The sequence below is a fragment of the Hydrogenophaga sp. ZJX-1 genome, assembly GCF_048590325.1.
Lineage (GTDB): Bacteria > Pseudomonadota > Gammaproteobacteria > Burkholderiales > Burkholderiaceae_C > Hydrogenophaga.
Map to the genome: position 1 here is coordinate 476,184 of NZ_JBMBRA010000002.1, position 11,820 is coordinate 488,003.

The following is an 11,820-nucleotide window of genomic DNA, read 5'->3' on the forward strand; positions in this document are numbered from 1 at the left end:
CGGGGAGGGGATCCCCCCGCGCCGCCTTCGGCGTCACCCCCCGAGGGGCGATGCGAGTGGCCCGGCAAAGCCGGTTCCCAGGCATCCTGGGTTGGGTCATGCGCGCCGGTCGCGGCTGAGGTCCTCGTCAGGCTTTCAGGTATTCGGCTTTGCTGCCGAGCCAGCGGGCGATGTGCTTTTCGGCGGCGCCGGGATGCTGTTGCAGCATCTGTGCCGCCGCCGTTCTCGCCCAGTCCAGCAGGTGGCCATCGGTGGCGAGATCGGCAAACCGCAGCATCGCGGCCCCCGACTGGCGCGCGCCGAGAAATTCGCCCGGGCCGCGGATTTCCAGGTCCCGGCGCGCGATCTCGAAGCCGTCGTTGGTCTCGGCCATGGCCTTCAGGCGCTCGCGCGCGGTTTCGCCGAGGCGCCCGCCGTCGGGTGGCGTGTAGAGCAGCACGCAGGCCGACGCCGCCGCGCCGCGCCCCACACGGCCGCGCAGCTGGTGCAGCTGGCTCAGGCCGAAACGTTCGGCGTGTTCGATCACCATCAGCGAGGCGTTCGGCACGTCGACGCCCACCTCGATCACGGTGGTGGACACCAGCACACCCATGTGGCCGCTGGTGAAGAGCGACATCACCGCCTTCTTCTCGGCCACCGGCATGCGCGAGTGCAGCAAGCCGACCAGGACGCCCGGGAGGGACTGACTCAACTCCGCGTGGGTCTCCGTGGCGTTGGACAGGTCCAGCGCCTCACTCTCTTCGATCAACGGGCAGACCCAGTACACCTGCCGCCCCTGCGCCACCTGCGCCCGGATGCGTTCGATCACCTCGTGCCGGCGCTGGTCCGACACCACCTTGGTGACGATGGGCGTGCGGCCGGGTGGCAGCTCGTCGATGGTGGAGACGTCGAGGTCGGCGTAGTAGCTCATGGCCAAGGTCCGGGGGATCGGCGTCGCCGTCATCATCAGAAGGTGCGGCTCGCGCGACTGTCCATCATCGCCCTCGGTCATCTTGGAGCGAAGCGCCAGCCGCTGCGCCACGCCAAACCGGTGCTGCTCGTCAATGATGGCCAGCGCCAGGTTCTGGAACACCACCTGGTCCTGGATCACCGCGTGCGTACCGACCACCAGCGCGGCCTCGCCGCTGGCGATCAGGGCCAGCATCTCGGTGCGCTGCTTCTTTTTCTGGCTGCCGGTGAGCCAGGCGACACGTTTGCCCAGCGGCGCGAGCAGCGGCTCCAGCCAGCCGATGAGCTTGGCGAAATGCTGCTCGGCCAGGATTTCGGTGGGCGCCATCAGCGCGCACTGCCAGCCCGAGTCGATGGCGATCGCCGAGGCCAGCGCGGCCACCACCGTCTTGCCCGAACCCACGTCGCCCTGCAGCAGGCGGTGCATGGGCACGTGGCGGGCCAGATCGCGAGCGATTTCTTCACCCACGCGACGCTGTGCGCCGGTCAGTGCGAAGGGCAACACAGCCAGCAGCTGCTCGTGCAGGCCGCCTGCCGCGGTACGCAGCACCGGCGCACGCAAGGCATCGCGTTCGCGCTTCGCCGTCAGCTGTGAGAGCTGCTGCGCCAGCAGCTCCTCGGCCTTCAGCCGCTGCCAGGCCGGGTGGCTGCGGTCTTCGAGCGCGTCGAGCGACACGTCCGGCCCCGGGTGGTGCAGGTAGCGCAGCGCGTCGCGCAGGGTCCAGGTGCCGTGCACCACGCGCTGCAGGCTGCCCAGCAGTTCCGGCGGAATGGTTTCAGACAAGTCAGCGCGAGCCAGCCCACTGGCCACCACCTTGCGCAGGTAGGCCTGGGGCAGCTGGGCGCTGGTGGGGTAGACCGGTGTCAGCGCGTCGGGCAGTTCACCCCCGGCGGCGTGAAAAGCCGGGTGCACCATGGTGCGTCCCATGAAACCGCCACGGACCTCGCCGCGCACCCGCACGCGAGCGCCCACGGCCAGCGCCTTCTGGTGCGAGGGGTAGAAGCTGAAGAAACGCAGGGTGCAGGTGTCCGAGCCGTCGTCCAGCGTCACCAGCAGCTGGCGGCGCGGGCGCATGGTGATCTCCTGGTGTGTCACCGTGCCTTCGACCTGCACGGTCTGGCCGTCGCGTGCATCGGTCAGACGCACCACGCGGGTTTCGTCTTCGTAGCGCAGCGGCAGGTGCAGCGCCAGATCGATGTCGCGCGTGAGCCCCAGTTTGTGCAGGGCCTTCTGCGGGGCAGAGAGTTCCTTGCGAGGGGCGGGCTTGGCGTCGGGCATGGGACAATTCTGCCTGTCTTTTTATCCACCCTTTTGGCCACTTCCCGGCCACATCCACTTGGAACGGGCCTTGTCCGGCCCTCAAGCAGCATGACCGCTTCCCCATCTCCATCGGCCCACGGCTTCACCGTCGCCGACTTCGATTTCCAGCTTCCCGACGAACTGATCGCCCAGCACCCCGCCACCGAGCGCAGCGCCTCGCGCCTGCTCGATGGCACGGGCGCCCAGCCGGTGGACCGCATCTTCCGCGAGCTGCCCAGTCTGCTGCGCTGCGGCGACCTGCTGGTGTTCAACGACACGCAGGTGGTCAAGGCCCGGTTGTTCGGCGAGAAGGCCAGCGGCGGCAAGTTCGAGATCCTGATCGAGCGCGTGCTGCTGCCGCACGAGGCACAGGACGGCTCGGGGCAGGAGGTCGTGGCGCACATCCGCGTGAGCAAGAAGCCTCTGCCGGGGGGTCTGCTTCACCTGTCGGGCGGGCTGAAAAACGGTGGCTTCGACGCGGTGTTCCTCGGCCGCTGGCCCGATGAGCAGGGCCAGCTGTTCCGCCTGCGGCTGCAAGGCCCGGCGGGCGAAACGCCCTACGAACTGATGGCGCGCCACGGTCATGTGCCGCTGCCGCCCTACATCACGCACACGGACGACGCCGACGACGAGCGCCGCTACCAGACCGTGTTCGCACGCGTGCCCGGCGCCGTCGCCGCGCCCACCGCCGCGCTGCATTTCGACGAGAGCGTGCTGTCTGCGCTGGAAGCACGCGGCGTTCAGCGCGCGAACGTGACGCTGCACGTGGGCGCGGGCACCTTCGCGCCGATGAAGACCGAGCGCATCGAAGACCACGTGATGCACCACGAGCGCTATGCGATCCCGCCCGAAACCGTCCAGGCCATCGCCGACTGCCGCGCGCGCGGCGGCCGCGTGGTGGCCGTGGGCACGACCAGCGTGCGCACGCTGGAGAGCTGGGCGCGCAGCGGCGAGACCGCGGGCGACACCAACATCTTCATCACGCCGGGCTTCCAGTTCCAGGTGGTCGACGTGCTGGTCACCAACTTCCACCTGCCCAAGAGCACGCTGATGATGCTGGTCAGCGCCTTCGCCGGCCACGACCACGTGATGGCGCTTTACCGCCACGCGGTGGCGCAGGGTTACCGCTTCTTCAGCTACGGCGATGCGATGCTGCTGGCGCGATGCCGGGCCTGACGTTGGACATCGGACGATCCAGTTTCAAAGCTGCGCAGAAATAGAGGCAAACTGAGCGCCCGCACTCCGCCAACGAACAGCCCCTGCCATCGGAGCATTTCTTCCGAAACTTGGCCCTCCATGCTCAGCGCCGAAACACCGTCAAGGATCGTGCTTTGCCTGGCCTCAGGCGTGCGCAGGGTTGCGTGCTGCTCGGCGATGCTCGTTGTGTTGTTGTGGCCCATGGTCTCGCGGGCCGACCTTGCGCAGTGGGCGTACCAGCCGTTCCCGTTTGCCCAGACGCTGAACATGAACGCGGTGTATGAAGTGACTCACAGCACACCGGAGCGCCTGCTCGAGACGATCCACCGCTGGGGGGGCGATGTCAGGCTGGTGCGCAGTGAGGCACCCGTCCTGCCCTTGAACCCGCTGCTGGCGGGGCTGCCGCTGGCAGCACCGGAACTGCTCCGGCAGGCGGGTTTTCTCGAATCCTACGAAGGCCAGATACTTCACGGAAGCTCAGATTTTTGTGCGGCGGGTCACAGCCTGATCCTCATCCGGGACACCGCGCAGAGCTACACGCTGATTCACGAGTTCGTGCAGTCACTGCTGCGCCCAGTGTGTGCCACCGAACCAGCCGACCTGCTGGAGACCCGCTTTGGAGCCGCCTTCAGGCGGCTCGTGATCTACCAGCGCCGCCTCTATGACGACCCATCCCGGCTGCTGAATCCCCTGTGGCGCCGGGACATCCTGGCGGCCCAGGCCGACGTGGCCAAGGACCTCTTCGATCGGATCCGGATCGGTCAAAGCCAGGAGGCCATTGTCGAGAAGGTGCTCAGTCTCTATATCGACGGGCATAGCCCGTTTTTCGATGCGGCCCGCCAGGCGCAAGGGCTTCAATATGGAGAGTTCATGATCAAAAACGCCACGGACATCTGCGACGCGCTGAACGGGTCGGTGGTCTTCGTCGAGGAATCTGTTCGCAACCTGCGCCAGTCGATGCGCGATGGTCATGTCCTTCCGGGCCATGGCGTGGCATTGACGGACGAGGACGAGGCCACCGTTGTCGGCTCTGTCCGGGAAGTCCAGACCCGTCTGGCGGTCGTGCGAGCCGAACTGCAGGTGCTCAGGCGGTTCTACAGCCGGTGACGGCGAAGACCACTGCTGCTGGCCGGCGCCCTTCCCGGGTGAACGCATCACAGCGCAACCCCACGCGTTGCCAGGGGCGCGAAGTGCGTCAGATCGCCGTCATCCCAGATCCAGCCAGACTCGTCCACCCTCGACCTTCACCGGCCAGACCTTGATGGCCTCGGTGCAGGGCGCCAAGGTGGCATCGCCGGTGCGCAGATCGAAGCGGCCCTGATGATGGGGGCACTCGATCTCGTGCCCCTCCACGAAGCCGTCGCACAGCCTGGCATGGCCGTGGGTGCAGAGGTTGTCGGTCGCGAAGACCTCGCCATCCACCGCGAACAACGCGATGTCGCGCCCGCCCGGCGCCACCGGGATGCCCGCGCCTTCGAACAGATCGGCCTCGGCGGCCACGTCGGTCCAGTTGCTCATGAAGATCGTCCTGTTCAGATGGGGTAGATGATGGAGTTGGGGATCATTTCGCTGTCATAGATGCACAGGCGCTGGGCGAACTTGAACCCTTGCGGTGTGTTCACCACGATGTCCAAGTAGCGACCGACGTTGAACACGCTGCTCGCACCGTCGAGCTTGGTGCGGAACACCGCGTAGTTGGCCTCGCAATGCCAGCGCCCCTGCACATCCACCTCGCGCACCACCGGCGCACCGACCACGTGGCGCTGGTAATACGGGTCGTGGAACAGCGTCTCCTGGATGCCGTACACCCGGTCGCGCAGCATGGCCTGGCTGTCGAAGGCGAGCGTTGAGAGCGGGAAGCCGCGCTCGTGGTTCTCACGCGGCTGCAGCTTGTAGACGCCGTCGGCGGTGAAGAACTCGGGCCACAGCTCCCACTGCCCGCTGTCCACGGCGGCCGCGTAGTCGCTGTAAAGCTGCTGCAGCGCCTGCCAGGTGTCGAAGTCGACCTTGACCAGCGCGCTCATGGCTTGAACTCCGGGGCTTCCATGACTTTCCGCCAGTACTCATACATGCCGCGGATCAGCGTCTCGGTGACCATGTGATCGGTCTCGTCCACCTCGCGCCCGCCCAGCTCGGCCAGCGCGCGGTGCTGCGGCTTGCTCTCGAAGGCCTGCTGCGAGAACTCGATGACTTCGCCGTCGTCGGCGCTCACAAAGCCGGCCGGACCGAACAGGTTGGCCTGGCGCAGGCGGCGCTCGGTCATCTCGGCCGTGTCGTCCTCAAACCCGAAATGTGTCCACACGAAGTCGAAGGCGCCGTGGCCGTCGGGCTGGATGTGGCGCGTGCTCACGCTGTTAACCTGCTGCTGGAAGATCACGCTGGGGAACAGCGTGGTCATGACCGCCGTGGGAACTTGAACCCCCACGCTCGGCACTTCGTGTCCTTCGCTGCCCCCCGAGGGGGCGTCCGGCGCCTTGGGGCGGCCCGGCGGCGCCGGCTCTTGCTCACCCAGCTGCCACCAGGGCTCGGGCACGATGTCCAGGAAGCGCTTGTCCTCCAGCTCCATCGTTGCCTTGAAGCTCGACACCTGGGTCACCTGCGCCGCCTGGCCGCTGGCCTGGCCCATGCTGCCGCGCGTGGAGACCATGGCCGCGTGGCGGTGGTGCGCGTCCATGCGCAGTTCGCTCTTGTTGTCGGCGCGCCAGAGACCGAAGGTGACGAACCAGGTGTGCAGCAGGCCGGGGTGGTAGGGGTCCTTGATGTTCTCCTGCATCAGCTTCCAGTTGCCCGGGATGCGCTGGCGGTTGTAGCCCAGGATGGTGAGCTTGCGGCCGTTGAACAGGCGGTCGAAGTAGCGCAGGATGGTCGGCCCCATGTAGTCTTCGAGCGACTCCACGTCGTGGTCGAAGCTGGCGAACACCACACCGCCGCGCACCGCCACCTTGAGCTTGGTGAGCGCGTGGTCCTTGGGGTTGAAGTCGGCCGGCATGCCGCCATTGACCTTGCCGTCCTGCCGCACGCCGCGCCGGAACGGCACACCCTGCAGGTCACCGTTGGAGGCGTAGCTCCACTGGTGGTAGGGGCAGACGAACTCGGTCTGGTTGCCATGCCGCTTGCGGCAGAAACGCATGCCACGGTGCGCACAGACGTTCTCCACCACATGGATCGCGCCGTCGGCGGCGCGGGTCATGATGACCGAGCGCTCGCCGACCACGGTGCGCTTGAAGTCGCCTGCGTTGGGGATTTCCGCTTCCAGGCCGACGTAACACCAGTGGCCCTTGTAGAAGAAGCGCTCCAGTTCGCGCTGGTGGCGTTGTTGATCGGTGTAGACGGCGAAGGGGATGCGGCTGGTGCCGCCCAGCTCCCAGTGCAGGGCATCCGGGCTGGCGATGGGGGCCTCGGTGGTCATGGCGTGTCTCCGGTTTTCTGTCGAATTCACCCGCATGATCGCCAATCGTTCCCTATCCAGCAATCGAAACGGCGTGATAGCCTGTATTCACCATCGAAATAATGAACGCCAATGAACCTGCACGAGATCGACCTCAACCTGCTGGTGGTGTTTCACCGGCTGCTGCGCGAGCGCCGCGTCTCGCGCGTGGCCGAAGCGCTGGGCCTGAGCCAGCCGGCGGTGAGCAACGCCTTGCGCCGCCTGCGTGGCCTGCTGGGCGACGAGCTGTTCCTGCGCACGCCGGGCGGCATGGAACCCACGCCCTACGCCCTGCAGCTCGCTGGCCCGGTGGCGCAGGCGCTGGACACGCTGCGCGAAGCCCTGAACGTGCGCGCCTCGTTCGAAGCCGCCACCAGCGAGCGCTGCTTCACGCTGGCCATGTCCGACGTCGGTGAAACCTATTTCCTGCCCGTGCTGGTGGACGCGCTGGCGCAAGCGGCGCCGCGCGTCACGCTGCAGTGCGTGCCCGTGGCCGACGCCTCGCTGCGCGACGACATGGCCAGTGGGCGGGTCGATCTGGCGCTGGGCCTGCTGCCGCAACTGCAGGCCGGCTTTTTCCAGCAGACGCTGTTTCGCCAGCACTACGTGGCCCTCATGCGCGCCGGCCATCCGCTGGCCATGCGGACGCAGATCACCGCCGCGCAGTACCGCCAGGCCAGCCACGTGCGCGTGGTCTCGACCGGCACCGGCCACGGCCTGGTGGACGCGACCCTGGAGCGGCTGGGCGTGGTGCGCAGGGTGCGGTTGACGGTGCCGCACTACGTGGCGCTGGGCCATGTGCTGGGCGGCAGCGATCTGATCGCGACCGTGCCCGAGCGCTTTGCCGATCGCGTGACCGCGCCCTTCGGCCTCGTTGCCCGCCCGCTCACCCTCAAGCTGCCCGCCAGCCACATCGCCCAGCTCTGGCACGCCCAGCTGCACCGCGACCCCGGCCACCAGTGGCTGCGCGCGCTGGTCGCGACGCACTTTGGCGCACCGGAAACCGCATGATGCTGGCGGCCGCACTGAACCACCCCCAGACTGCCGTCACAATCACGGGCATCGCAAATTCTTGCTGCAGGTGATCCCGTGATTGAAATGTTGGTGCGTCTGGGCCTGGCCCTTGTCCTGTCGCTTGGTCTGGCGGTGCTGCTGGCCTGGGGCTGGGACAGCTCCGACGACCGCCCCACCCCGGCTCACACGCCGCTCATCAGCAGCGACAGCGTGGCACTCCTGCGCTGACCACCCGTTCGTCGCCGGGATCGGCCCCCGTGTCTCGATTTGAGACGCATCCCGGACGTATTGACAAAGATCAAGTTTGTGGCATTTCGGCCTGCTAGCCTGCGTGCATTCCCTTCACGCACCCGGAGAAATGGCCCATGAATCGCCTTCTGCTCACCCTCACCGCCACCCTGCTCGCCACCCCCGTCTGGGCCGACGCAGGCGATGACGCCGCCGCCCTGAAACTCGCCACCAACAGCGGCTGCATGACCTGCCACCACATCGAGCCGGGCGCCAAAGGCCCGGGTGGCCTCGCCCCCATCGGACCGGCCTGGCGCGACGTGGCCGCCAAATACAAGGGGCAAAAAGGTGCCCAGCAGCAACTGACCACCACCGTGCTCGCCGGCTCCAGCCCTTACGAAAGCCACTGGAAAGACAAGGTCAGCGGTCTGGCCATGCCGCCCAACAAGGTCGCCATCTCTGAAGCCGACGCCGGCAAACTCGTCGCCTGGATCCTGGGGTTGAAGTAATCCCCTGCGCCGCCGCGCGGCTTCCCCCTGACAGGGGGGCCACGCTGGTGGCCCGGCAAAGCCGGTTCCACGGCATGCGCAGGGAAAGACACTTGCTCCGCTGAAGTGGTCTGATCCCCGCTGAAGCACTCGGCGACAATTCGCCCCATGCTCCAGTTCGAACTGCTCAAGACCGAAGGCCACGCGCGCCGTGGCCGCCTCACCCTCAACCACGGCGTGGTCGAGACCCCCATCTTCATGCCCGTGGGCACCTACGGCACGGTCAAGGGCGTCATGCCCTCCAGCCTGTACGACATGGGCGCCCAGATCATCCTGGGCAACACCTTCCACCTCTGGATGCGGCCCGGCCGCGAGGTCATGGCCAGCTTCGGCGGCCTGCACGGCTTCGAGAAATGGAACAAACCCATCCTCACCGACTCGGGCGGGTTCCAGGTCTGGTCGCTCGGCGCCATGCGCAAGATCACCGAAGAAGGCGTGCACTTCGCCTCCCCGGTCAACGGCGACAAGCTCTTCATGTCACCCGAGGTCAGCATGCAGATCCAGACCGGGCTGAACAGCGACATCGTCATGCAGCTCGACGAGTGCACACCTTACGAGACCAACGGCCACCTCACCACCGAGGCCGAAGCGCGCAAGAGCATGGAGATGAGCCGGCGCTGGGCCGTGCGCTCCAAGGACGAGTTCGCGCGGCTCGAAAACCCCAACGCGCTGTTCGGCATCGTGCAGGGCGGCATGTTCGAGCACCTGCGCCAGGAATCGCTGGAGGCGCTGGTCGAGATGGACTTCCCCGGCTACGCCATCGGCGGCGTGAGCGTGGGCGAGCCCAAGGAACAGATGCTGCAGATCATGGCGCACACGCCGCACCGCCTGCCGGCGCACAAGCCGCGTTACCTCATGGGCGTGGGCACGCCGGAGGACCTGGTGCAGGGCGTGGCCGACGGTGTGGACATGTTCGACTGCGTCATGCCCACGCGCAACGCGCGCAACGGCACGCTGTTCACCCGCTTCGGCGACCTGAAGATCCGCAACGCGCGCCACAAGACCGACCACCAGCCGCTGGACAGCACCTGCACCTGCTACGCCTGCGCGGGCAAAAGCGGCGTGAACTGGGACGCGGGCGGGCGCGACGGTTTCAGCCGCGCCTACCTGCACCACCTGGACCGCTGCGGCGAAATGCTCAGCCCCATGCTGGCCACCATCCACAACCTGCACTACTACCTGAACCTCATGCGCGAGGTGCGCGAGGCACTGGACGCCGGTCGCTTCGAAGCCTTCCGCGCGCAGTTCAAGGCCGACCGGGCGCGCGGCGTCTGAGGGGCACTTCGCGACAAGGGTGCTTGCTGTCGATCAGCGGACCTGGATGCGGCTGATGTATTCCAGCAAGGTGAGAATGCGCGCGCGCACCACCGCCGGAGCATCGAAAGAGCCTCTGGCTTCGCGTAGCTTCTGCGACTCTTCAATGAGGTATTCCTTCCCCCAGATCGGCATGTCGCGGGCACCATGGCTGGGCACTCCCACACCATCCATCACCTGATACAGCCGGTTCATCGGCAACACACCGTTGTTGTTCTTGGCCAGCATTGTGAGGTCGGGTGGGCTGCGCTGAAGCAGGTTGCCCAGTGGGCCGTTGCCCTTGCCATCCACGCCATGACAAGCCGCGCAGTTGTTCACAAATTCGATCTTGCCCAAGTCATTGCTGGGCTGCGCCAAGGCCAGGCCGCTGCACAGCGAAAGCCCGACCGCAACGACTCCTGCTTTGTTCAATGCGTTCTTCACGATGGTTCTCCTTGTAGATGAATGACTGGTTGGATGCCTTCAGGCTCTCGGTCACGGGACCAAGACCATCATGAACTCCCTCCGCCTGTGCCTGATTGAGCGCACTCAACGCAGAACCGACCATTGGCCCAGCACATGGCATGGCACCAGCCGACGTACCCGGCTCCCTCAGGCGCGGACAGCCTGGCTCCAGGCCCACGAGTCACTCGGCAGGTAAGCTACGCGCCATGACGCCGCAGCCAACCCGAGTACCCCGCCACATCCTGCCGGTGCTCGTGCTGGCGCAATTTGCGGGCACTTCTCTGTGGTTCGCGGTGAATGCCGTGATGCCCGACCTGCAGCGCGAACTGGGCTGGCCGGCCAGCGCCGTGGGGCCGCTGACCTCGGCGCTGCAGTTCGGCTTCATCGTCGGCACCCTGGTCTTTGCCCTGCTCGCGATTGCGGACCGATTTGCACCGCGCCGGGTATTCCTGTTCTGCGCGCTCGCGGGTGCCGCCTGCACCGTGGGCGCGTGGGCCATGGTGACGCAGTACGAAGCCCTGCTGGTCTGGCGCTTTCTCACCGGTGTGTTCCTCGCCGGCATCTACCCCGTGGGCATGAAGATCGCGGCGCAGTGGTACACCAAGGGTCTCGGTGCCGCGCTCGGCCTGCTGATCGGCGCGCTGGTGCTCGGCTCGGCCAGCGCCCACGCGTTGCGGGCGCTCAGCGGCAGCCTGCCCTGGCCCACGCTCATGCTCGGCGTGGCCGCGCTCGCGGCGGCGGGTGGGCTGCTGCTGTTCTTCGGCACCGATGACCCACCGCACGCCCATGCCCGCGTGACCACGCTGCAGTGGCGCGCGCTCGGTGCACTCTGGACGGACGGCCGCGTGCGCGCCTCAGTGCTCGGCTACTTCGGCCACATGTGGGAGCTCTACACCGTGTGGGTGATGGTGCCACTGGTGCTGGCCACCCGTCTGCAAGGTGCCGAGCTGTCGTGGGCCGCGTTCTGGGTGCTGGGAGCAGGCGCCATCGGCTGCGCTGGCGGCGGCTGGGTGGCGCAGCGCTGGGGCAGCGCGCGCGTGGCTTCGGCGCAGCTCGCCACCAGCGGGCTCTGCTGCCTGGCCACGCCCGTCGTCATCGACGCCCCCGCGCTGCTGTTCTACGGCTGGCTCGTGCTCTGGGGCATCACGGTCTCCGGCGACTCGCCGCAGTTCTCCACGCTCACCGCGCGCAACGCGCCGCCGCAGGCCGTGGGCAGCGTACTCACGCTCACCAACAGCATCGGGTTCGGCATCTCCATCGTGAGCATCCTGCTGTTCGTCTCGCTGTCTCAGGCCGTCAGCCTGGGTGCGCTGCTGCCCTGGCTGGCCGTGGGCCCGGCGCTGGGCTTGTGGGCGATGGCGCGGCTGGTGCGCGAGGAAAAAAACGCCCCGCGCTGAACG

12 protein-coding genes are annotated in these 11,820 nt (G+C 67.2%); 7 read left to right on the forward strand and 5 right to left on the reverse strand.

What is annotated here, in order from left to right; translation table 11 throughout:
* Window positions 1-127: 127 nt before the first annotated feature.
* Window positions 128-2,227: an ATP-dependent DNA helicase RecG gene (recG, locus tag ACN5W5_RS07020; RefSeq protein WP_420047817.1), complete on the reverse strand. Its 2,100-nt coding sequence runs from the start codon at window positions 2,225-2,227 to the stop codon at window positions 128-130.
* Window positions 2,228-2,317: 90 nt separating this feature from the next.
* On the opposite strand from recG, the gene queA reads away from it, so the two are divergent.
* Both queA and ACN5W5_RS07030 read left to right on the forward strand, forming a co-directional pair.
* The gene (gene queA / locus ACN5W5_RS07025) at window positions 2,318-3,424 is read left to right on the forward strand and encodes a tRNA preQ1(34) S-adenosylmethionine ribosyltransferase-isomerase QueA (protein WP_420047818.1); all 1,107 of its coding nucleotides are present in this window, start codon (window positions 2,318-2,320) and stop codon (window positions 3,422-3,424) included.
* Window positions 3,425-3,544: 120 nt separating this feature from the next.
* The gene (locus ACN5W5_RS07030) at window positions 3,545-4,552 is read left to right on the forward strand and encodes a hypothetical protein (RefSeq protein WP_420047819.1); all 1,008 of its coding nucleotides are present in this window, start codon (window positions 3,545-3,547) and stop codon (window positions 4,550-4,552) included.
* A gap of 99 nt (window positions 4,553-4,651) precedes the next feature.
* Here ACN5W5_RS07030 and ACN5W5_RS07035 read toward each other — a convergent pair whose 3' ends face one another.
* From ACN5W5_RS07035 to ACN5W5_RS07045, 3 genes are read right to left on the reverse strand one after another with little or no spacing between them, the layout of a single operon-like run.
* Window positions 4,652-4,963, reverse strand: coding sequence for a non-heme iron oxygenase ferredoxin subunit (locus tag ACN5W5_RS07035; protein ID WP_420047820.1), 312 nt, complete (start codon window positions 4,961-4,963; stop codon window positions 4,652-4,654).
* Window positions 4,964-4,977: 14 nt separating this feature from the next.
* Window positions 4,978-5,469 carry an aromatic-ring-hydroxylating dioxygenase subunit beta gene (locus tag ACN5W5_RS07040; protein WP_420047821.1) on the reverse strand — a complete coding sequence of 164 codons (492 nt, stop codon included), beginning with the start codon at window positions 5,467-5,469 and terminating at the stop codon, window positions 4,978-4,980.
* Window positions 5,466-6,854, reverse strand: coding sequence for an aromatic ring-hydroxylating dioxygenase subunit alpha (locus ACN5W5_RS07045; protein ID WP_420047822.1), 1,389 nt, complete (start codon window positions 6,852-6,854; stop codon window positions 5,466-5,468). The genes ACN5W5_RS07040 and ACN5W5_RS07045 overlap by 4 nt, the downstream gene beginning before the upstream one ends.
* Window positions 6,855-6,965: 111 nt before the next feature.
* Here ACN5W5_RS07045 and ACN5W5_RS07050 point away from each other — a divergent pair, with 111 nt between their 5' ends.
* The 4 genes from ACN5W5_RS07050 (at window position 6,966) to tgt (ending at window position 9,937) form a co-directional block, all read left to right on the forward strand.
* The gene (locus ACN5W5_RS07050; protein WP_420047823.1) at window positions 6,966-7,883 is read left to right on the forward strand and encodes a LysR family transcriptional regulator; all 918 of its coding nucleotides are present in this window, start codon (window positions 6,966-6,968) and stop codon (window positions 7,881-7,883) included.
* Window positions 7,884-7,961: 78 nt separating this feature from the next.
* Complete coding sequence (locus ACN5W5_RS07055) at window positions 7,962-8,114, forward strand: hypothetical protein (protein WP_420047824.1); 153 nt, start codon at window positions 7,962-7,964, stop codon at window positions 8,112-8,114.
* A 137-nt stretch (window positions 8,115-8,251) separates the two neighbouring features.
* On the forward strand, window positions 8,252-8,623 hold the full coding sequence (locus ACN5W5_RS07060; protein WP_420047825.1) for a c-type cytochrome: 372 nt from the start codon (window positions 8,252-8,254) through the stop codon (window positions 8,621-8,623).
* A gap of 147 nt (window positions 8,624-8,770) precedes the next feature.
* Window positions 8,771-9,937: a tRNA guanosine(34) transglycosylase Tgt gene (tgt, locus tag ACN5W5_RS07065; RefSeq protein ID WP_420047826.1), complete on the forward strand. Its 1,167-nt coding sequence runs from the start codon at window positions 8,771-8,773 to the stop codon at window positions 9,935-9,937.
* A 33-nt stretch (window positions 9,938-9,970) separates the two neighbouring features.
* On the opposite strand, the gene ACN5W5_RS07070 is transcribed toward tgt, so the two are convergent.
* Window positions 9,971-10,399, reverse strand: a complete 429-nt coding sequence (locus ACN5W5_RS07070) for a c-type cytochrome (RefSeq protein WP_420047827.1) — start codon at window positions 10,397-10,399, stop codon at window positions 9,971-9,973.
* 227 nt (window positions 10,400-10,626) lie between these two features.
* Here ACN5W5_RS07070 and ACN5W5_RS07075 point away from each other — a divergent pair, with 227 nt between their 5' ends.
* Window positions 10,627-11,817 carry an MFS transporter gene (locus tag ACN5W5_RS07075; RefSeq protein ID WP_420047828.1) on the forward strand — a complete coding sequence of 397 codons (1,191 nt, stop codon included), beginning with the start codon at window positions 10,627-10,629 and terminating at the stop codon, window positions 11,815-11,817.
* Window positions 11,818-11,820 lie beyond the last annotated feature (3 nt).

Excerpts from the sequence above, each read along its gene's own strand:
- recG (WP_420047817.1), bottom strand. The coding sequence starts at position 2,227 with ATGCCCGACGCCAAGCCCGCCCCTCGCAAGGAACTCTCTGCCCCGCAG.
- queA (WP_420047818.1), top strand. The coding sequence starts at position 2,318 with ATGACCGCTTCCCCATCTCCATCGGCCCACGGCTTCACCGTCGCCGAC.
- ACN5W5_RS07030 (WP_420047819.1), top strand. The coding sequence starts at position 3,545 with ATGCTCAGCGCCGAAACACCGTCAAGGATCGTGCTTTGCCTGGCCTCA.
- ACN5W5_RS07035 (WP_420047820.1), bottom strand. The coding sequence starts at position 4,963 with ATGAGCAACTGGACCGACGTGGCCGCCGAGGCCGATCTGTTCGAAGGC.
- ACN5W5_RS07040 (WP_420047821.1), bottom strand. The coding sequence starts at position 5,469 with ATGAGCGCGCTGGTCAAGGTCGACTTCGACACCTGGCAGGCGCTGCAG.
- ACN5W5_RS07045 (WP_420047822.1), bottom strand. The coding sequence starts at position 6,854 with ATGACCACCGAGGCCCCCATCGCCAGCCCGGATGCCCTGCACTGGGAG.
- ACN5W5_RS07050 (WP_420047823.1), top strand. The coding sequence starts at position 6,966 with ATGAACCTGCACGAGATCGACCTCAACCTGCTGGTGGTGTTTCACCGG.
- ACN5W5_RS07060 (WP_420047825.1), top strand. The coding sequence starts at position 8,252 with ATGAATCGCCTTCTGCTCACCCTCACCGCCACCCTGCTCGCCACCCCC.
- tgt (WP_420047826.1), top strand. The coding sequence starts at position 8,771 with ATGCTCCAGTTCGAACTGCTCAAGACCGAAGGCCACGCGCGCCGTGGC.
- ACN5W5_RS07075 (WP_420047828.1), top strand. The coding sequence starts at position 10,627 with ATGACGCCGCAGCCAACCCGAGTACCCCGCCACATCCTGCCGGTGCTC.